Source organism: Phenylobacterium sp., from assembly GCF_041913825.1.
In the GTDB taxonomy this organism is placed as follows: domain Bacteria; phylum Pseudomonadota; class Alphaproteobacteria; order Caulobacterales; family Caulobacteraceae; genus Phenylobacterium.
Genome location: NZ_JAYSEO010000019.1, coordinates 82,728 through 101,951, shown reverse-complemented (window position 1 = coordinate 101,951; position 19,224 = coordinate 82,728). Strand labels below are relative to the sequence as shown.

Here is a 19,224-nt window from a genome sequence, read left to right as displayed (position 1 = left end):
CGCCGCGCCTGCGACGCCGGCGCCCGCGCTCGGGCCGCGCGGGGCGGAGGCCGCCGAAGCCGAGATCGATCCCGAGTCGGAGTACTCGCCCGCCTACGCCGCCTGCCTCGACAGCGGCGACGCCGCGCGTGGCGTCACACCGGCGATGGCCGCGTGCGTGCACGAGGAACTGTCCCGGCAGGACGCCCGGCTGAACGCCGCCTACCAGGCCGCCATGGCCGCGCGGGACCAGCCGAGGCGCGAGGGGTTGCGCGCCGAGCAGCGCGCCTGGATCGCCCGCCGCGACAGTGAGTGCCGCGAAGGACTCAGCGGCGGCACCATCGACCGGATCGAGCTGCCCGGCTGCCACCTGGCCATGACCACGGTCCGGGCGGTGGAGCTGGAACGGATGCGCTGAGCCGGCGGCCTCATTGAGCCGGCGTCCTCATTGAGCCGGCGGCTCCCAAAGTTCGATGGCGTTGCCCTCCGGGTCATGGATGCGCGCGAAGCGGCCGGTCTCGGGCGTGTCCCAGCTCGGGTCCGTCCGCACGGCGATGTCCGCGGCGCGCAACCGGCCCAGCAGTTCGTCCAGGCCGCTGACCCGGAAGTTGATCATCCACTGCTTGTCGGCGGCGAAGTAGCCGGTCTCCTGCGGGAACGGCATGATGATCGTGGGACCTGCCGCCTGGTCCCACGGGGCTCCTCGGGGGAGCACCACACCCAGGTGCTCCTGGTACCATCGGCCGAGCGCCTCCGGATCCTTCGCCCGAAAGAACACGCCTCCCACTCCGGTGACCGGCATCGCTGCTCCTCCTGATGGGAGGCGACTCTATCAGGCGAGGGCGCGCGGCCAAGCTCGGCGGCCGGCCACCTGGCGCCGGCGGCAGATCGGGCTAGGGTCGAGGCATGCCGATCCGGGCGCGCAGCACCCTCCTCCTCGATCTCGACGGCACGCTGGTCGATCCGGCGCCCGGCATCCTCGGGTCTGTGCGCCACGCGCTCCACTCGTTCGGGCTGGAGGCCCCGCCGGCCGAGGATCTGCGCTGGATGATCGGCCCGCCCGTCCGCCAGGGCTTCGCCGAGCTGCTGGCCGGCCGCGCCGACGTGGAGGAGGCGGTGCGCCGCTATCGAGCGCGGTACGCCGAATCGGGCCTCTACGAGGCGGCGGTCTACCCCGGTGTCCCGCAGGTCCTGGCGGCGCACCACGCCCGCGGGGCCCGGCTGCTGATCTGCACGGCCAAGCACCACGCCTTCGCCCGGCGGGTGGTGGAGCATTTCGGCCTCGCGCCGCTGCTGTCCGGCGTCTATGGCGCCGAGCTCGATGGCCGCTTCGAGGACAAGGCCGAGCTCATTGGTCACCTGCTTGAGGTCGAGAGGCTGCGCGCGGAGCAGGTCTGCATGATCGGCGACCGGCGGCACGATGTGGTCGCCGCGGCCGCTCACGGCATCCCCGCCATCGGAGTCCTCTGGGGCTTCGGAGGACGGGCGGAGCTGGTGGCGGCCGGCGCAGATCTGGTCGTGGAGCGTCCCGACCAGCTCCTGCCGCCGGGCGCCTGAGCGCCGCCGGTCAGGCCGGTTCCGGCGAGGATCGCTCCGGCGTCGCGCCGACGATCCAGGCGGGCGGCGCGCCTTCCCGCCATTCCCAGGCGCCGAGCCAAAGGATCGGTTCGTCCATCCCGCGGCCGATCACGATGCGGGGCTGCTCGGGAGACAGCATGTGCCGCACGTCGCCCACGACGGCCTCGTCGTCTCGGTAATCGGTCCGTGAGGCCTGCTGAGCGCCGTCCGCCCCGGTGATCACGAGTGTGTAGGTCATCAGCGGGACAAACGAGCCGCCGACCCGGTTTCATCCCTCGCGCCGCGCGATCACGTGGCTCGCTGTGCGGAACACATCAACAACGCACGCTTTTACTTGTGGATGGTAGGCTTTCGTTAACCATACTCAAGAAGTTAATGACTTGTTAAACGTTCCGGCTCCGGCTTTGCTGACCTCCTTCAGGGCAGGGACTGCCCGTCTCATGGCGGGACGCCCCGCCGAGTGGAGGGACGCGATGTTCGGGCTGGGACGCGAGCTGAAGCGGCTGCTGGGCGCCGAGTCCGCGCACCTGCCCAAGGACGGCATCACCGGCGGCGACGCCGCGCTCCTCGAACTGCTGGACCTGCGCCTGCTGCGCGACGAAGGCCGCTCGGCCGACATCGCCGCCGGGCGGGTCGGCGAGAAGCATCCCGCCCAACGTCGGCTGGAAGCCGCGGTGGTCTGGCGCGAGGTCGCCCGCCGTTCGGGCGACTCCGCCGCCCTCCGGAAGGCCGCCGCCACCGCTGAGATGGCGGCCGACGCCTTCGACTCCCGCAGGAAGCCGGACGCTTGGGCCCGCGCCAGGGCCGAGCAGGGCTTCTGCGCGCTCACCGGCGGCGAGCTTTTCGGCGACCCCGCCCTTGCCGCGGCCGCCGAGGGGGCGTACCGCGACGCCCGAGGGGCCGCGCGCGGCGGGCTTGCCGCGCCGCTGGCGGACATCGGCCTTGCCGCCGTCCAGGCCCGCCAGGCGCTGGCCCACGCCGACGCCGAGGAAGCCCGCCGCGCGGCGGACCGCTTCGCCGCCCCGATCGCGGCGCTCGACGCCCTGACCCGTCGCGTGGTCGCCGCCCGCGGCCTGGCGGCCGAGGCGCGGCTGATCCGCGCCGACCTGCTCTGCGGCTTCGGTGTGCGGCTGAAGGACGAGGCGCTCCTGAAGATGGCGGTGGACGACGCCGCGTGCGCCGCCCGGCGCCTGGACGCCGCCTATGAGCCGCTCACCTGGGCCCGCGCCGAGGCCCAGCGGGGCCAGGCGCTGACGCTCTGGGGCGAATGCACGGGCGACGTGGACGCCATCTCCGCCGGGGCCACGGCGCTCGCCTCGGCGCTGGACGAGCTCTCCCGCGACCACAGCCCGCTCGACTGGGCCCGGACCCAGCTCGCGCTCGCCCAGACGCTGCAGGCCCTGGGCGAGGCCACCTGCGACGAACGGGTCTTCGAGCAGGCGGTCACCTGCTACGACCGCGCCAACCTGGTGCTGAAGGACGCCGTGACCCTGCCGCTGCGCGGCCAGGCGGCCGGGGCCCGGGCCGTCTGCCTCGCCCGCTCGGCCGAGCTGACCGGCGACCTCGCCGTGCTCGACGCCGCCGAGGCGGCGATGAAGATCGAGCTCGCCGCGGCTCGCCCGGGCCGCGACCCGGTGGGCTGGGCGCTGGCGCAGCTCAACCTCGCCCGGCTCTACGAGGCGCGCATCGACATCACCGGCCGCGATAGGGGTGAGCGCGCCGCCGCCGTCATCGCCCTCGACGCCGCCCTGGAGGTTTTCGGCGAGCACGGCCTGCGCTCGCTGGCCGTCGCCGCCCAGGACGCCCTCGACCGGGTCCGCACCGGCGGCTTCCGCGAGCCGCGCACCGCGGTCTAGGCGCTCAGCGGCCGCGCCACCACTTCAGTCCCGAGCGCTCGGCGGCCTCCAGCCCTGCGTGCAGCGCCGCGCCCATCAGCCCCAGCACAACGAGAGCGGCGAACATGCGGGCGGTCTGCAGCCGGTTGCCGGCTTCCAGGATCCGCCATGCGAGGCCCTGCGCGCCGCCGGAGCCGGCCACGAACTCGGCCACCACGGCCCCGATCACCGCGAGGCCCGCGGCCACCTTGTGGCCCTCGAGCAGGTAGGGCACGGCCGAGGGCAGGCGCAGCCGCGTCAGGCGCTGCAGCCGCGTCGCGCCGTAGAGGTCGAACAGCCGCTCGAGATCCGGGTCGGCGGCCTTCAGGCCGGTGAGCGCGCCGGAGAAGATCGGGAAGAAGGCGACGACGGCCGCGAGCGCCACGATGGCGCGCTCCGGATGATCGATGCCGGCCCAGATCGCCACCAGCGGAGCGATCGCCACCACCGGCGTCACCTGCAGCACCACGGCCAAGGGGCGGACGGCCCGCTCGGCGGTGGGCGACAGCGCCACGGCCAGCGCCACGCCCTGGGCGACCAGGCTCGCCGTCACCAGCGCCAGGAGCGCCATCCGCAGCGTCGCCCAGGCGGACGCGGCCAGCGAGGCCCAGTCGGCGGCGAGCGCCTGACCGATGGCCGAGGGCGTGGGCAGGAAGTAGGCCGGGACGGCCAGCGCGCGGCAGGCGAGCTCCCAGCCGGCGAGCAGCATGGCGATCAGCGCCAGGGGCGCGACGATGGCCGACAGCCGCCTCACGCCGCCATCCCCTGGCCGAGCAGGCCGGAGACCGCTTCGACGGTGTCGCGGAACGCCTCGCTGGTCCGGAAACCAGGCGGGCGGGGCAGGGGACCTTGTACGCAGGCCTCGCCGGCTGTCCGGCCGGGACCCCGGGTCATCACCACCACGCGGCTGGCCATGTAGACCGCCTCCTCGACGTTGTGGGTGACGAAGACGATCGCCGGCTTCGACTGGCGCCACAGGGCCTGCACGTCGTCGGCGAGCGCCCTGCGGGTGATCTCGTCCAGCGCCGCGAACGGCTCGTCGAGCAGCAGCAGCTTCGGCTCGGTGACCAGCGCCCGCGCCAGCGAGACCCGCATTGCCATGCCGCCCGAGAGCTGCGCCGGACGGGCGTCCGCCGCCCCGCCCAGGCCCACCCGCGCCAGCGCCGCCTCGGCGCGTGTGGCCGCCTCGCGCCGCGCGACCCCGGCCAACTCCGGCGGCAGGGCCGCGTTGGCCCGGGCGCTCAGCCAGGGCGCCAGGGTCGGGGCCTGGAAGACCACCGCCGTCTCGCCACGACGGGGCGTCCGGCGCACCTCGCCCCGCGTCGGGCCCTCGAGCCCGGCCAGCAGCCGCAGCGCCGTGGACTTGCCGCAGCCGGAAGGCCCCACGAGCGCAACGATCTCGCCCTCGCCGATCTCCAGGTCGAACGGCCCGAGCGCGCGCCCGCGCCGGGCGTACTCCACCTCCACCCCGGCGAGCGCCGCGACCCTCACTTCGGAAGGAACTCCAGGGTGTAGGCGCGGCGGTAGTCGAGGGTCTTGGGATAGACACCCTGGCCGCTGGCTACGTCGAAGAAGGTCTTCCAGCGCTGGTCGGTCATGGTCCCAACCGGCGCGCCCTCGTCGCCGGCCACGATGCGATAGCTCTTCAGCTTCTCCCGCGCCTGGTCCAGCAGGTCCTGGGTCATCTCCGGATTGTCCCTCCGGATCAGGGCGTCGGCGGCGCTGGGGTCGCCGTTCAGATAGTCGGTCCAGCCCTTCGCCGAGGCCTCCACGAAGGCGCGGACGGCGTCGGGATTCTGGGCGATCAGCCGGTCGGGGGCGAGCACCATGGTCGCGTAGCCGGGGTAGCCCTCGTCGGCCAGAAGGAAGACCTTCGGCTTCAGCCCGGCCTCCTTCTCGATGGTGTAGGGCTCGGAGGTCACGTAGCCCTGCTGCACCGCGCGCTTGTCGGCGAGGAAGGGGGCGGCGTTGAAGGTGTACTTGCGCACCTGGTCGTCGGTGAAGCCGTACTTGGCCTTCAGCCACACCCAGAAGGCGGTGACGGAGGCGTCGGCCAGCAGGATCGGCCGGCCCCTCAGGTCGGCGAGGCTGTTCACCGCCGGATCAGGGTGGGCGATCAGCACCTGCGGGTCCTTCTGCATGAAGGCCGCCACGGCTTTCACCGGCACCCCCTCCTGGGCGAGGTTCATGACGATGAAGCTGTTGGAGCCCATGCCGAGCTCGACCGCGCCGGAGGCGAGAAGCTGCGGCACGTTCACGCCGGGGCCGCCCTGGACGATCTGCACGTCGAGTCCGCGCCGGGCGTACTCGCCCGAGGCCAGCGCCTGGTAGAAGCCGCCCTGTTCCGCCTGCGCGCGCCAGTCGGTGGCGAAGCGGATCAACGTGCGCTGCGGCTGGCCGGGCGCGGCCGCCTGCTGCTTCTCGCCGGGCGAGCAGGCGCAGAGCACCGCGGCGAAGGCGACGGCGAGCAGGCGCAAGGCTTTCATGGATGAACCCCCGAGGCTTCAGGAGGGGGAACCTAGGGCCGCAGGGGCCTCACGGCCAAGCCCCCATAGCAAGAGGGCGGCGCTTCGGTTTCCCGAGGCGTCGCCCTCCTATCCAGATCCGTTGGGGGATCTGTGCCGTAAGGTCGGTGCGATTTCGGTTCGCGGGTCGCCCCGCTGGTTTTCCATCGCCTCGGCGCCGCTTCCGGTGACGGTCCCGGGTCGCCCCGGTTCCTTGTGCCTGGAAGAAGCTACCTGCTCGTTTGAGCTTTCCGGTCGCCCGTTCCGCTCCGCGCCGCAGGTCCTCTCGACGGGTTGACGGTGCGCCCCAAACCGTTATGAGGCAAGCGCCCCGAGAGGCCCCCATGTGGGCCGGGCGTCACTCTTCTGTGAAAAATCTGTTAACCACCTGTGGATGGCGCGCGGATCCGCGAGCAGATTCAATCCGCTGGGTTATCCACAGGAAACGAATCGCCGGGCGGCCTAGCGGCCCGCCTCCAGCGCCTCGCGCCGCTCTTCCAGCGCCAGCCACTCCTCCTCGGCCGCCGAAAGCTGCGCCCGCGCCGCATCCAGTGCGCGGGAGTAGCGGTCGTAGGCGGTGGGGTCCTTGGCGTAGAGCTCCGGGTCCGAGAGACCCTTCTCCAGCACGGCGATCTTCTGCGGCAGGTCATGGATCAGGCCGTCGAGCTCGGCGAGCCTGCGCTGCTCCTTGAACGACAGCTTGGCGGCCGCTGGGGCCGGAGCAGGCGCCTTCAGCTTGGGCGCCGCCTTCTGAGCGGGCGCGGCCTCGCGGCGACCGAAGAACCCGGGGTTCTGGCCGATGAAGTCCTGCCAGCCGCCGGGCGTCTCCACCGCGGTCCCGGTCCCGTCCAGCCCGATGGTGGAGGTGGCCAGCCGGTCGATGAAGTCGCGATCGTGGCTGACCAGGATCAGCGTGCCCTCATAGTCGGCCAGCAGGTCCTCGAGCAGGTCGAGCGTGTCCATGTCGAGGTCGTTGGTGGGCTCGTCCAGCACCAGCACGTTCGACGGCTGGGCCAGCGCCCGGGCGAGCAGCAGGCGGTTCCGCTCGCCGCCGGACAGGCTCCGCACCGGCTGGCGGAACTGGCTTTCGCGGAACAGGAAGTCCTTGGCGTAGCCCGCGTAGTGCATCGGCCGGCCGCGGACCAACACCTGGTCGCCGCCGTTCGGGGTCAGCACGTCCTTCAGGGTCATCTCGGGCTTCAGCGCCGCCCGCGACTGGTCGATGTAGGCGATCTCGAGGTTGGTCCCGAGCTTCACCTCGCCCGCGTCCGGGGCGATCTCGCCCAGCAGCAGTTTCACCAGCGTGGTCTTGCCTGCCCCGTTCGGGCCGACGATGGCCACCCGATCGCCGCGGATGATGCGGGTGGAGAAGGGCTTCAGGATCACCCGATCGCCGAACGCCTTGGCGATTCCCTTGGCCTCGGCGACCCGCTGCCCTGAGACGCCGGCGGTGGCGAGGCCCATGTTGAGCTGGCCCCGCTGGTCTTTCAGCCACTGCGCCTTGGCCGCGCGCATGTCGTTCAGCCGGCGCAGGCGGCCCTCGTTGCGCGTCCGGCGGGCGGTGACGCCACGGGCCAGCCAGTGCATCTCCTTCTTGATCGTCACCTCCAGGCGGCGGGCCTCCTCGGCCTCCTGCGCCTCGATCTTCTCCGCCCAGCCGTCGAAGGCGGCGAAGCCTTCGTCGAGGCGCCGCACCTGCCGGTGCTCCAGCCAGAAGCAGCGCTTGGTCGTGCGCTCCAGGAAGGCCCGGTCGTGGCTGATGATCAGGACGGCCGCGCGGCTGGCGGCCAGTTCCTCCTCCAGCGTCTCGATCGCCAGGATGTCCAGGTGGTTGGTAGGCTCGTCGAGCAGCAGCACGTCCGCATCTTCGGCGAACGCCCGCGCCAGCGCGGCGCGGCGGATCTCGCCGCCCGACAGCCCGGCGGCCGTCTTGGCCGGATCGAGCCCGAAGGTCTGCAGCTCCGCCTCGGCGCGGTGGGCCTCGGCTCCGCCGGCGGTGGCGTAGTCCAGCAGGGTCGCGCCGGTGATCTGCGGCTCCTGCGGCACGAAGGCGATGCGCGTGCCCGGCGTGATGGTCCGCTCGCCGCTGTCCGGATCGATCTCGCCGGCGATGACCCGCAGCAGGGTCGACTTGCCCGCGCCGTTGCGGCCGACCAGGCAGGCGCGCACGCGCGGCTCCAGGCCGATGTCGACGCCGTCGAACAGCATCACGGGACCGTCGGCGAGCCGGACGTCCTTCAGGGCCAGGATGGGCGCTCTCATGGGGGCGCTCACATAGAGGCTCCCGCGCGTCACGGAAAGGCGCGCGGTTGGCCGCAGCCCCTTGGGTGTTCGGACGGAAGGGACTAGATGGCGCCGATGCCGCGTGAACCCTTCTGGCGCCGGAAGACCCTCGAGCAGATGACCGTGGCGGAGTGGGAGAGCCTCTGCGACGGCTGCGGCCTGTGCTGCCTCGTGCGCTTCGAGGACGAGGAGACGGGCGAGATCATCCCCACCCGCGTCCACTGCAAGCTGTTCGACGCCAACGTCTGCGCCTGCTCGGACTACGCAAACCGCCGCCGCCATGTGCCGGACTGCATCAAGCTCACGCCGCACAACATCGAGGCGCTGGAGTGGATGCCCAGGAGCTGCGCCTACCGCCGCATCCACGAAGGCCGCGACCTCGCCGACTGGCACCCGCTGGTCAGCGGCGACCCGGAGAGCGTCCACCGGGCCGGCGTCTCGGTGCGCGGGCAGACGGTGAGCGAGGCGGCGCTGGCGGATGCGGAGGACGCGCTGGATTTCGCCGCCTACGACCTCCTGGACGAACGCGGCCGCGACTGACGGCGGAACCTTAGCCGTTCCCCGTGGTTCCTCCCCCCTGGTGGCCGGAGTCCAGGGATGATGCTGCTTTCGATCTACCAGCGCCTGGCGGCGCTGATCTCGCTCGCCGTACTGGCGGCAGGGGCCGGATTCATCTGGTCGTGGTTCCGGCTGCGCGAGGTGCTGGCGGCCTACCCCGACGACCTGATCGACAGCCAGGAATGGCGGCTGTGGACCGGCGGCCTGCTCATCGCGGTCTCCTTCCTCGGTCGTCTTCCGGTGGGCCTGCTGCTCGGCGAGCGCTCTGACGATGGCGCGCGTCTGGTCCGCGGCCCCGGCGAGATGGTCGACACCCAGGACGGCGCCCGGCTGTTCGTGGAGCAGAGCGGGCCGCCCGACGCGCCGGTGCTGATCTTCGTCCACGGCTGGGGCCTCGACGCGGGCGTCTGGTGGGAAGCCCGCCGCATGCTTTCCGACCGCTACCAGGTGGTGACCTACGACCTCGCCGGCCTCGGCCGCTCGAAGCCCTACCGCGACCGGCGCTACAGCCTGGACCGCTTCGCCGACGACCTGATGGCCCTGGTCTCCCGCGCCTGCCCGAGGAAGGTGATCCTGGTCGGCCACTCCATCGGCGGCATGACCGTGCAGACCTTCTGCCGCCGCTATCCGGAGACGCTCGGCCGCCAGGTTGTGGGCGTGGTGCTCGAGAACACCACCCATACCGATCCGCTGCGCACCACGGCGCTGGGCGAGGGGCTCGAGAGTCTCGAGCCTGTGATCAAGCCGGTGATGCGCCTCGACGTGTGGCTGCAGCCGCTCGCCTGGCTGATGAACTGGCAGAGCTACCTGTCGGGGATGACCCACCTCGCCATGCGCTTCGGAGGCTTCGGAACGAGGCCCACCAAGGCGCAGCTCGAGCAGGTCAGCCGGGCCGTCACCCGCAACTCCCCCGCCGTCCAGGCCAAGGGCAACATCGCCATGATGGAGTGGGGCGTGACCGAGGATCTGCCGCAGATGCGCATCCCCGCCCTGGTCTTCGTCGGCGGCTCCGACCTCGTCACCGTCGCCCAGGCCGGCGAGACCATCGCTCGGCGCATGCCGCAGGCCCGGGCGGTGCACGTGGGCGACGCCGGCCACCTCGGCCCGATGGAGCTGGCGGACGAGTACAACGCCGCTATCGCCCGCTTCGCCGACGAGGTGTTCACCCGCGGCGCCCGCTCGGCGGATGCGGCCCTGGGGCGCGAGCCCTGGCCGTCCGAGCCGCTGGGCGAGCCGCGCGCCTTCCCGGTGACGCCCGGCGCCTGGCCCAACGACTAGGCCTGCCACAGCCCCTGTGGCGAAATTGCCACACACGCCCTTGCGTGCATCCGGCCGCGGACCAATCTACAAGCCAGAGGTCTTTTGAGGCATGTGGGCAAGGGCAGAGGATTTGGCGCGCGACCCCTATCAGGAACTGGGCGTCTCCCGCACGGCGAGCGCGGACGAGATCCGCAAGGCGTTCCGCAAGCTGGCCAAGGAAAACCATCCCGACACCAACCCGGGGAACAAGGCCGCCGAGGAGCGCTTCAAGCGCGTCAGCGCGGCCTTCGACATCCTGGGCGACGCGGACAAGAAGAAGAAGTTCGACGCCGGCGAGATCGACGCCGACGGCCGTGAGACCGCACGGGGCTTCACCGGCGGCCACGGTCCGTGGGGCGCGGGCGGCGGCGGCAATCCCTGGGCCGAGAACGCCGGGTTCTCCCGCCGCAGCGGCCCCTACCAGAGCGAGTCCTTCGAGGGCGTCGACCTGGGGGACATCCTGGGCGAGATGTTCGGCGGAGGCGGCGGCCGCGCGGGCCGTGGCGGCGCCGGCGGCGGCTTCGGCGGCTTCTCGCAACGCGGCGCGGACGTGCGCGCGAAGCTCGAGGTGGACCTGCTGGACGCCATCCGCGGCGGCAAGCGGCGGATCGCCTTCTCCGACGGCCGGACCGTCGACGTGACCATCCCCAAGGGCGCGCAGGACGGGCAGACCCTGCGCCTGAAGGGGCAGGGCGCGCCCGGCCGCTCCGGGCCCGGCGACGCCTTCATCGAGCTGAAGATCCAGCCTCACCCGGTCTTCCGGCGCGAAGGGGAGGTGCTGGTCGTGGACGTCCCGGTCACCGTTTACGACGCCGTGCTTGGCGGCAAGGTCGAGACGCCGACCCCGGACGGGCCGGTCTCGCTGACCATCCCCAAGGGCTCCAACACCGGCTCGCGCCTGCGCCTGAAGGGCCGGGGGCTCTCCGACTCCCAGGGCCGCCGCGGCGATCTGTTCGCCCGCCTCGTGGTCACCCTGCCGGACGCGGTTGACCCCGAGCTGGAGCAGATCGCCGAGACCTGGCGACAGAAGCGCCCGTACGCCCCCAGGCGGCGGACGTGACAGGCCGTCGCAGCCGGGACATAAACCCTGTATTCAGGCCCGGTTCAGTCGTGGCCGGGTAGATCTGGGGCCATGAAACGCTTTCTCGTGATCGCCGCCCTGCTGGGCGCCGCCGCCGCGCCCCTCGCGGCCGAGGCCCAGCCTGCGCGCCTGATCCCGGCCCAGGCCGGGCGCCCGGTGCCGCTGTCGCGCGTTCTCGAAATGATCGGCCAGCAGATGCCGGGCCGGCACCTCAACACCACCATGGGCGATGCCGGCGGCCGTCCGGCCTATTTCGTCCAGTGGCAGACCCCGGACGGCCGCGTGATGGTCATCGTGGTGGACGCCCAGTCCGGGCGGATCATCGGTCGGCAGTAACCGATCAGGACGGAAGGAAGGGACGCGGACGTGCGCATCCTGCTTGTTGAAGACGACCCGGACCTGTCGCGCCAGTTGAAGCTCGCTCTGGCCGACGCCGGCTATGCGGTCGACCACGCGCCGGACGGCGAGGAGGCCCAGTTCCTGGGCGAGACCGAGCCCTACGACGCCATCATCCTCGACCTTGGCCTGCCGAAGGTCGACGGCGTGTCGGTGCTGGAGCGGTGGCGGCGCGAGAACATGGCGACCCCCGTGCTGATCCTCACCGCCCGCGGCGCCTGGAGCGAGAAGGTGGCGGGCTTCGACGCGGGCGCCGACGACTACCTGACCAAGCCGTTCCACACGGAAGAGCTGCTGGCCCGGCTGCGCGCCCTGCTGCGCCGCTCGGCCGGCCACGCGACGCCGAACCTGGCCTGCGGCGGCCTGCGCCTCGACCCGCGTGCGGCGCGCGCCAGCGTCAACGGAGAGCCCCTGCGGCTCACCTCGCTCGAGTACCGGCTGCTGCATTATCTGATCATGCACCAGGGCCGGGTGATCAGCCGAACCGAGCTCGTGGAGCACCTGTACGACCAGGATTTCGACCGCGACTCCAACACCATCGAGGTGTTCATCGGTCGGGTCCGCAAGAAGATCGGCGCCGACCGGATCGAGACGGTGCGCGGCCTCGGCTACCGCCTGACCTGCCCCGAGGACGAGGTGGGCCAGGCCGCCAGCTCGTGATCTGCCCCCGGTGAAGCTGCCCGGCGCGCTCGGGCGCCCGTCGCTCGCCCGGCGGCTGGTGCTGCTGGCCTTCGGCTGGAGCTTCGCGGCCCTGGTGATCTCGGCCGTGGTGCTGGCGCTCCTGTTCCGCCAGGCGGCCGAGCAACGGGTGGACCAGACGCTCGGGGAGCTGATCGACAACCTGCTCTCCAACTCCACCGTCGAGGCGGGCCAGGTGTTCGCGCCTGCGCTCACCGACGAGCGCGCGCTGCGCGCCTATTCCGGACGCTACTGGACCATCGCCGCCCCGACGCGGGAGGGGCAGGTGCGCCCGCTGGTGCGCTCCTATTCCCTGTTCGACTCGGCCCTGCGCACGCCGCCGGACCTGGTGGCCCGCCTGCGGGCCAACCCGGCCCAGCCGATCGCCTACGACACCCGCGGGCCGCTCGAGGAGCCGCTGCGCGCCCGGGCCCGGTACGCCGTGCTGCAGGGCGTGCCGGTCATCTTCCTGGCCGCGGAGGACCGCACCTCCATCGACCGCAGCGTGCTCAACTTCGCCGCCTGGACGGCCGGCGCCTTCCTGCTGCTGGGCGGCGGCCTGGTGGCGGCGATCATCATCCAGGTTCGCGTCGGCCTGCGGCCGGTCTTCGAGCTGCAGAACGAGGTGGCGGCGGTCCGCCGCGGCAAGGCCGAGAACCTGCAGCGGACCTATCCTATCGAGCTGGTGCCTCTGGCCGACGAGCTCAACGCCCTGCTCGCCCACAACCAGGAGGTCGTCGAGCGCCAGCGGACCCACGTGGGCAACCTCGCGCATGCCCTCAAGACGCCGATATCGGTCATGCTGACCGAGGCGGGCCAGCGGCCCGGCCCCCTCGCCGAGGTGGTCTCGCGCCAGGCCGAGACCATGCGCCAGCAGGTGGACCATCACCTCCGCCGCGCCCGCGCCGCCGCCCGCTCGCAGGGGCCGGGCGAGCGCACATCCGTGGTCGAGATCCTCGACGAGCTCGCCCGCACCCTGGAGCGGATCTTCCGCGACAAGGGGATCGAGATCGACTGGGACGCGCCCGACGAGCTGTTCTTCCTGGGTGAGCGGCAGGACCTGCTGGAGATCGCCGGCAACGCCATGGAGAACGCCTGCAAGTGGGGCACGAGCCGCGTGCGTGTCCGCGCCGCGGCGACCACGCCCGAACGCTTCCGGCTCAGCGTCGAGGACGACGGCCCGGGCCTGCCGCCCGACCGGCGTGAGGAGGTCGTCCGCCGCGGGGCGCGCCTGGACGAGAAGACCCCCGGTTCGGGCCTGGGCCTGTCCATCATCGACGAACTCGGCCGGGCCTACGGCGGCAACCTGCGGCTCGGCGACTCTCCAATGGGCGGCCTGCGCCTCGAGATCGACCTGCCGCAGGCCGAGGCCTGACGGCCGCCGCGGGCGCCGCAACGTGCCTAACCTTCGGAAAACCTTAACCGGCGAAGAGGCATCGTCGCTGCCGTGCGGGCCCGCGTCCGCTGTTGGAGCCGTGCATGGTCGCGCTGTCGGAGCGCAAGATCGCCCTCGTGAAGGGCCTCGTGGCCGCCGCGCCGGACAAGGTGGTCGGCGGGCTCCAGGCTGCGCTCGCGAGCCAGATGGGCGACTCCGCCCTGGCCAGCGTGCGCCGGCTCGTCGAGGCGGAGGCGGCCGAACGGCGGCTGCGCAACGCCATCCTGCTGCCCATCGTCCCCATGTGCGTCGGCGACGGGACAGACCGCCACGGCCTGCACTTCCCGGCGATCGCGCTGGGCTACCTCTGGAAGGGCCTTAAGGCGCTCGACCCTGACGGCGTCAAGCGGGCGTCCAACGCGCTCTACGACTACCGCCCCGGGGAGAGCTCGCCCGAGCCGTTCGACGCCGTGTTGCGCAAGGCGGCGGACGCGGTCCGCGCCGGCCAGCCGCGCGAGTTCGCCCTCGTCCGCACCCTCTGCGACCAGTCCCGGCCGGACGGCGGCGCGGCCTTCCAGCTCTGCCTGGACCTCGCGCCCGTCGTGCGCCGCACGGTCCACCGGCTGCCGGAGTGGACCGCCCATTTCGGCGACGACACCACCGCCGCCGCACGCCTCGCCTACCGCGACGCCTGCGCCGTGCGCGACGACGCCGGCCCCACCTTCTTCGAGATGCTCGCCGCCCAGTTGCCGCACCCCTGGATGGTGCTCCGGATCATCTCGGCGGTCATGGACAAGCCGAACGAGCGCTACCTCGGCCAGAGCGAGCTCAGCAGCTTCGCCGAGCGGGTGATGGACGACATCGACGCGGCGCTGAAGGCCATCCAGACCCTCGACACCGACGGCGGCGAGCCCGCAGCCCTGCAGGCCGCCAAGCGCGTGGAGCAGGTCACCCTGCAGATCGCCGAGATCGAGACCTGCATCACCATCGACCGGGAGCACGGCTGGGGCCACCGGCTGTTCAAGCAGAAGAGCGCGCTGGCGAGCGTCGTGGAGGGCCGCATCCGCGAGGCCGAGCGCTACGCAGGCCAGGCCCTGCCCATGCTGCCGGCGAGGTTGCGGCGCATCCGCCGGATGATCCCGCGCCACACCCTGCCGCCCGATCCCCGCGCGGTTCGCCGCGCCACGACCCTGTTCCACTTCGTGCGCGAGATCCGCTCCAGCGCCAACTACGGCGGTTTCGCCTCCGCGCGCAGCCGGATGATCGAGAAGGTCGGCGACATGCTCGACCACTACGTCGAGGAGACCCTCGACCTGATCAAGACCGGCGACTGCGAGAGCGAGCCCATCGCCCGCGACCACCTCGAGGTCGTGGCCGAGTTCAGCCGCCTCGTCCGCGACGACAAGGCCGCCGACCTGGTCCGCCGTCGGGCCGCGGCTTGCGAGGCCCCGCCGCGGATGGCCGCAGGCGGGTGATCGCCCCCTCGCGCTGATCCGCGGTTTCGGCTAAACGCCGGCCATGATCGCGTTCTGGGCGGTCGCCGGCGTTCTGTCCGCCGCCGCGGCCGGCCTCATCCTCTTCCGCGCCGCCAAGGCCGCCTCGCTGGGCGAGGCGCCCGACCCCACTCCCATCCTTTACCGCCGGCAACTGGCCGAGATCGACGATCTCGCCGAGCGCGGGCTGATCGCCGAGGGCGAGCGCCGCACCGCCCATGCCGAGGCGGCCCGCCGGCTGCTGTCGGCGGCGGAACAGCCGGGCGCGGCCTGGCGTCCGGACCGCGCAGCCCGGGGCCCCGTCCTGGCGGCAGTGGTCGCGGCGCCCGCCGTGGCGCTCGGCCTCTACGTCGGCCTGGGCTCGCCGGGCCTGCCGGACCAGCCATTCGCCAAGCGGCTGGAGACCTGGCGCACCAGCGACCTCGCCACCCTGCAGCCGGCTGAGATCGCCGCGGTGCTGAACCGCCTGTCGCGCGAGCGGCGCGACGACCCCGAGCTCTACCGCTTCCTGGCCATGGCCGAGGCGGGCGCCGACAACCCGGCCGCCGCCGTCCGCGCCCTGCGCCGGGCCGTGGCGCTCGCGCCCGAGCGCGCCGACCTTTGGGTGCTGCTGGGCGAGGCCTACGCCAGTCAGGCGGGCGCGATCGACGCCGCCGCCGCCGAGGCCTTCGAGGAGGCGCTGAAGCGCGACCCGAAGCTGATCGAGCCGCGCTTCTACCTGGCCCGTCAGCGCATCCTCTCCGGCGACCGGCAGGGCGGCATCGCCGCGTGGCGCGGTCTGCTGGCCGAGATGCCGGCGTCCGACCCGCGCGCCGAGGTGCTGAAGCGCGCCATCGCCGACGCCGAGGCGCTGCCGGCCCAGCCCTCCGTCTCCGGCGACCAGATGGCCGCCATACGTGCGATGGTCGAGGGCCTGGCGGAGCGCCTCAAGACCAGCCCCGACGATCCTGAGGGGTGGGTGCGCCTGGTCCGGGCCTACGCCGTGCTGGGGGACGCCGCCAAGCGCGACGCCGCGCTGGCCCAGGCCCGGGCGCGCTATGCCGGAAACGACCAGATCCTGAACCAGCTCGCCGAAGCCGCGCGGGCGGAGCCGATGCGATGAGCCTGCTGCCCAAATCTCCGAAGGCGCGCCGCCGCCTGACCCTGATCGCCGCCATCGCCCCGGTGCTGGCGCTGGCGGTCGGCCTGACGCTCTGGGGCCTGAGGGACTCGATCTCTTTCTTCTACACGCCCTCGCAAGCCGAGGCCGCCAAGCCCGCGCCCGGCCGCTCCATCCAGCTCGGCGGCCTGGTGGCCGAGGGCTCGGTGGTGAAGCACGCCGACGGCCGCGTGGAGTTCACCGTCCAGGACCAGGGCGCGGTGGACAAGGTGGTGTTCCAGGGCGACCTGCCGGACCTGTTCCGCGAGGGCCAGGGCGTGGTGGCCGTGGGCGCCTTCCGCGAGGACGGCGTCTTCGAGGCCAAGCGCGTGCTGGCCAAGCACGACGAGCGCTACATGCCCCGCGAGGTCTCAAAGGCGCTCAAGGAGCAGGGCGAGTGGTACGGCGAGGGCGGCAAGCCCATGCACGACGCCCCGCCGGCGCCCGCCGGCGGCCCGAGCAGCGCCCTATGATCGCAGAGGTCGGCGCGTTCGCGCTCATACTGGCGCTGGCGGTCTCGCTGGCCCAGGTCGGACTCTCCGTGGCCGCCCGCATCCGCCGCTCGCCCGTGCTGGCCGCGGCCGGCGAGGGGGCGGCGCTCGTGGCGTTCCTCGGCGTTCTGGTCGCCTTCGCGGCCCTGATGCACGCCTTCGTCACCTCAGACTTCTCTGTAGCCAACGTCGCCGCCAACTCGCACAGCGAGAAGCCGCTGCTCTACCGCGTCGCCGGGACCTGGGGGAGCCACGAGGGCTCGATGCTGCTGTGGTGCCTGGCGCTGACCGGCTTCGGGGCGATGGTCGCCCTGCCGCGCAGCCTGCCCAGCGGGCTGAAGGCCCTGACGGTCGCCGTTCAGGGCCTGCTGGGCGTCGTCTTCCTCGCCTATACCGTCTTCGCGTCCAACCCGCTGTCACGGCTCAATCCCGCGCCCGTTGAGGGTCGCTCGCTGAACCCGCTGCTGCAGGACCCGGCGCTCGCCTTCCACCCGCCGTTCCTCTACGCGGGCTATGTCGGCATGAGCGTGGTCTTCTCGCTTGCGGCGGCCGCCCTGATCGAGGGGCGCGTGGACGCCGCCTGGGCGCGCTGGGTCCGGCCGTGGGCGCTCGCCGCCTGGAGCATGCTGACGGTCGGCATCACCCTGGGCGCCTTCTGGGCCTACTACGAGCTGGGCTGGGGCGGCTGGTGGTTCTGGGACCCGGTGGAGAACGCCTCCTTCATGCCGTGGCTGGTGGCCGCGGCCCTGCTGCACTCCGCCATCGTCACCGAGAAGCGCGGCGCGCTGCCGGGCTGGACCGTCTTCCTGGCGCTCGCCGCCTTCTCCTTCTCCATGCTGGGCGCCTTCCTGGTGCGGTCGGGCGTGCTTACCTCGGTCCACGCCTTCGCCGTCGACCCGACCCGCGGTGTCCTGCTGCTGATGATCCTGGGCGTCAGCGCCGGCGCCGGCTTCGCGCTGTTCGCCTGGCGCGCGCCGAGCCTCGCCCAGGGCGGCGTCTTCGCCCCGGTCAGCCGCGAGAGCGCCCTGGTGCTGAACAACATCCTGCTGGCGGCGGCGACCGCCACCGTGCTGCTCGGCACCCTGTTCCCGCTGATCCGCGAGGCGGCCACCGGAGAGGCGATCTCCGTGGGGCCGCCGTACTTCAACCTCACCTTCACGCCGCTGATGGCCGCCCTGCTGATCCTGCTGCCGGCCGGCCCGCTGCTGGCCTGGAAACGCGGCGATGCGCGCGGGGTGATGCAGCGGCTGTGGATCGCCGCCCTGATCGCCGTCGCCGTCGGCCTCGCCACCCTCCTGCTGGTCAGCCCGCGCCATGCCTGGGGCGCGGCCGGCGTCGCGCTCGGCGGCTGGCTGACCGCCGGGGCCCTGGCCGAGATCCTGGAGCGGGTGCGCGCCTTCCGGGCGCCGGCCGCGGAGAGCCTGCGCCGCCTCATCGGTCTGCCGCGCGGCGCCTGGGGTATGACCCTCGCGCACCTGGGCTTGGGCGTCTTCGTCCTGGGCGCGGTCTTCGAGACGAGCTGGAAGGTGGAGGCCGCCGAGACCCTGCCGATCGGAGGCGCGCTGGACGCGGGCGCCTACCATGTGGTGCTGCAGGGCATCCAGCCGGTGGAAGGCCCCAACTACGACGCGGAGCGGGCCCAGCTCGCGGTCACCCGCAACGGCGCGCCGATCTGCGCGCCGGCGCCGGAACGCCGGTTCTATCCGGCCGGCGGCCAGACCACCTCCGAGGTCGGCATCTGCTACCAGGGCATGAGCCACGTCTACGTGGTGCTCGGCGAGCGCCGCGAAGGCCAGGGCGAGCCGGTGTGGCTGGTCCGCGCCTACTGGAATCCCTGGGCCAGCCTGATCTTCATTGGCCCGGCGATCATGGCGATCGGGGGCCTGGTGTCGCTGTCTGACCGCCGCCTGCGCCTGGGCGTCGGCCGCCGCAAGGAGCAGCCGGCATGAGGCTCCGCGCCGCGCTCGCCGCCATCGCGGCCGTCTTCTGCATGGCGGCCGCGTCAGATCCAGCCGAGCGCCTGCCCGACCCGGCGCAGGAAGCCCGCGCCCGCGAGATCTTCCGCGATGTGCGCTGCCTCGTCTGCCAGAACGAGTCCATCGACGATTCCGAGGCCGAGCTCGCCCAGGACCTCCGCCGGCTGGTCCGGGAGCAGGTTTCCGCCGGACGCAGCGACGACCAGATCAAGCAGTACCTGATCGACCGCTACGGCGAGTTCGTCCTGCTTACGCCCGCCTTCTCGGCGGGTAACCTGGCGCTCTGGATCGGTCCGTTCCTGATCGTCCTCATGGGCGCCGCCCTGCTGTTCGCCCGTCTCCGGAACCGGACCCCGGACCCGGAGCTTTCTGACGAAGAGGCCGAACGGCTCCGCCGCTTGTCCGAGGGGGAACCACTCTGACACGATGACGCCAAATATCCGACGCGAAGCCGCGCGCAGGGTGACCTAAACGTAACTTGAGAGCCGTTGCACTCTCGTGCATCGAACCTAGGTTTTTCG

General features: G+C 72.5%; 20 protein-coding genes. 14 read left to right on the top strand and 6 right to left on the bottom strand.

Going from position 1 to position 19,224, the window contains the following annotated elements:
• Positions 1–397 (top strand): lysozyme inhibitor LprI family protein (locus ACE3Q8_RS16465; protein WP_374471377.1); only part of this gene is annotated, 397 nt, incomplete at its 5' end.
• 27 nt (positions 398–424) lie between these two features.
• On the opposite strand, the gene ACE3Q8_RS16460 is transcribed toward ACE3Q8_RS16465, so the two are convergent.
• Entirely contained in the window at positions 425–781 is a 357-nt protein-coding gene (locus ACE3Q8_RS16460; protein ID WP_374471376.1) for a VOC family protein, read from the bottom strand.
• Between the two features lie 104 nt (positions 782–885).
• Here ACE3Q8_RS16460 and ACE3Q8_RS16455 point away from each other — a divergent pair, with 104 nt between their 5' ends.
• A complete protein-coding gene (locus ACE3Q8_RS16455) occupies positions 886–1,536 on the top strand; it encodes an HAD hydrolase-like protein (protein WP_374471375.1) in 651 nt (216 codons plus the stop codon).
• A 10-nt stretch (positions 1,537–1,546) separates the two neighbouring features.
• Here the strand turns inward: ACE3Q8_RS16455 and ACE3Q8_RS16450 are convergent, their stop codons facing one another.
• Positions 1,547–1,795 (bottom strand): hypothetical protein, encoded by a 249-nt coding sequence (locus ACE3Q8_RS16450; RefSeq protein WP_374471374.1) that lies wholly within the window; start codon positions 1,793–1,795, stop codon positions 1,547–1,549.
• Between the two features lie 235 nt (positions 1,796–2,030).
• Here ACE3Q8_RS16450 and ACE3Q8_RS16445 point away from each other — a divergent pair, with 235 nt between their 5' ends.
• Positions 2,031–3,413 (top strand): hypothetical protein, encoded by a 1,383-nt coding sequence (locus ACE3Q8_RS16445; protein ID WP_374471373.1) that lies wholly within the window; start codon positions 2,031–2,033, stop codon positions 3,411–3,413.
• A 4-nt stretch (positions 3,414–3,417) separates the two neighbouring features.
• On the opposite strand, the gene ACE3Q8_RS16440 is transcribed toward ACE3Q8_RS16445, so the two are convergent.
• The 4 genes from ACE3Q8_RS16440 to ACE3Q8_RS16425 form a co-directional block, all read right to left on the bottom strand.
• Positions 3,418–4,176 (bottom strand): ABC transporter permease, encoded by a 759-nt coding sequence (locus ACE3Q8_RS16440; RefSeq protein ID WP_374471380.1) that lies wholly within the window; start codon positions 4,174–4,176, stop codon positions 3,418–3,420.
• 5 nt (positions 4,177–4,181) lie between these two features.
• A complete protein-coding gene (locus ACE3Q8_RS16435) occupies positions 4,182–4,922 on the bottom strand; it encodes an ABC transporter ATP-binding protein (RefSeq protein ID WP_374471372.1) in 741 nt (246 codons plus the stop codon).
• The gene (locus ACE3Q8_RS16430; RefSeq protein WP_374471371.1) at positions 4,919–5,917 is read right to left on the bottom strand and encodes an ABC transporter substrate-binding protein; all 999 of its coding nucleotides are present in this window, start codon (positions 5,915–5,917) and stop codon (positions 4,919–4,921) included. Before ACE3Q8_RS16430 ends, ACE3Q8_RS16435 begins: the two co-directional genes overlap by 4 nt.
• A gap of 480 nt (positions 5,918–6,397) precedes the next feature.
• Positions 6,398–8,209, bottom strand: a complete 1,812-nt coding sequence (locus tag ACE3Q8_RS16425; RefSeq protein WP_374471370.1) for an ABC-F family ATP-binding cassette domain-containing protein — start codon at positions 8,207–8,209, stop codon at positions 6,398–6,400.
• A gap of 84 nt (positions 8,210–8,293) precedes the next feature.
• Here ACE3Q8_RS16425 and ACE3Q8_RS16420 point away from each other — a divergent pair, with 84 nt between their 5' ends.
• From ACE3Q8_RS16420 to ACE3Q8_RS16370, 11 genes are all read left to right on the top strand, one after another.
• Entirely contained in the window at positions 8,294–8,758 is a 465-nt protein-coding gene (locus ACE3Q8_RS16420) for a YcgN family cysteine cluster protein (protein ID WP_374471369.1), read from the top strand.
• A gap of 57 nt (positions 8,759–8,815) precedes the next feature.
• Positions 8,816–10,054 carry an alpha/beta fold hydrolase gene (locus ACE3Q8_RS16415; protein ID WP_374471368.1) on the top strand — a complete coding sequence of 413 codons (1,239 nt, stop codon included), beginning with the start codon at positions 8,816–8,818 and terminating at the stop codon, positions 10,052–10,054.
• Between the two features lie 112 nt (positions 10,055–10,166).
• Positions 10,167–11,135 carry a DnaJ C-terminal domain-containing protein gene (locus ACE3Q8_RS16410; RefSeq protein ID WP_374471367.1) on the top strand — a complete coding sequence of 323 codons (969 nt, stop codon included), beginning with the start codon at positions 10,167–10,169 and terminating at the stop codon, positions 11,133–11,135.
• 72 nt (positions 11,136–11,207) lie between these two features.
• Positions 11,208–11,492 (top strand): PepSY domain-containing protein, encoded by a 285-nt coding sequence (locus ACE3Q8_RS16405; RefSeq protein ID WP_374471366.1) that lies wholly within the window; start codon positions 11,208–11,210, stop codon positions 11,490–11,492.
• 30 nt (positions 11,493–11,522) lie between these two features.
• Complete coding sequence (locus ACE3Q8_RS16400) at positions 11,523–12,212, top strand: response regulator transcription factor (RefSeq protein ID WP_374471365.1); 690 nt, start codon at positions 11,523–11,525, stop codon at positions 12,210–12,212.
• A gap of 10 nt (positions 12,213–12,222) precedes the next feature.
• Entirely contained in the window at positions 12,223–13,605 is a 1,383-nt protein-coding gene (locus ACE3Q8_RS16395) for a sensor histidine kinase (protein WP_374471364.1), read from the top strand.
• A gap of 104 nt (positions 13,606–13,709) precedes the next feature.
• The gene (locus tag ACE3Q8_RS16390; protein WP_374471363.1) at positions 13,710–15,080 is read left to right on the top strand and encodes a hypothetical protein; all 1,371 of its coding nucleotides are present in this window, start codon (positions 13,710–13,712) and stop codon (positions 15,078–15,080) included.
• Positions 15,081–15,123: 43 nt separating this feature from the next.
• Positions 15,124–16,200, top strand: a complete 1,077-nt coding sequence (ccmI, locus tag ACE3Q8_RS16385) for a c-type cytochrome biogenesis protein CcmI (protein ID WP_374471362.1) — start codon at positions 15,124–15,126, stop codon at positions 16,198–16,200.
• Positions 16,197–16,709, top strand: a complete 513-nt coding sequence (gene ccmE / locus ACE3Q8_RS16380; protein ID WP_374471361.1) for a cytochrome c maturation protein CcmE — start codon at positions 16,197–16,199, stop codon at positions 16,707–16,709. Before ccmI ends, ccmE begins: the two co-directional genes overlap by 4 nt.
• On the top strand, positions 16,706–18,676 hold the full coding sequence (locus ACE3Q8_RS16375) for a heme lyase CcmF/NrfE family subunit (protein WP_374471360.1): 1,971 nt from the start codon (positions 16,706–16,708) through the stop codon (positions 18,674–18,676). The genes ccmE and ACE3Q8_RS16375 overlap by 4 nt, the downstream gene beginning before the upstream one ends.
• Entirely contained in the window at positions 18,673–19,125 is a 453-nt protein-coding gene (locus ACE3Q8_RS16370; protein ID WP_374471359.1) for a cytochrome c-type biogenesis protein, read from the top strand. The genes ACE3Q8_RS16375 and ACE3Q8_RS16370 overlap by 4 nt, the downstream gene beginning before the upstream one ends.
• Positions 19,126–19,224: the final 99 nt, after the last annotated feature.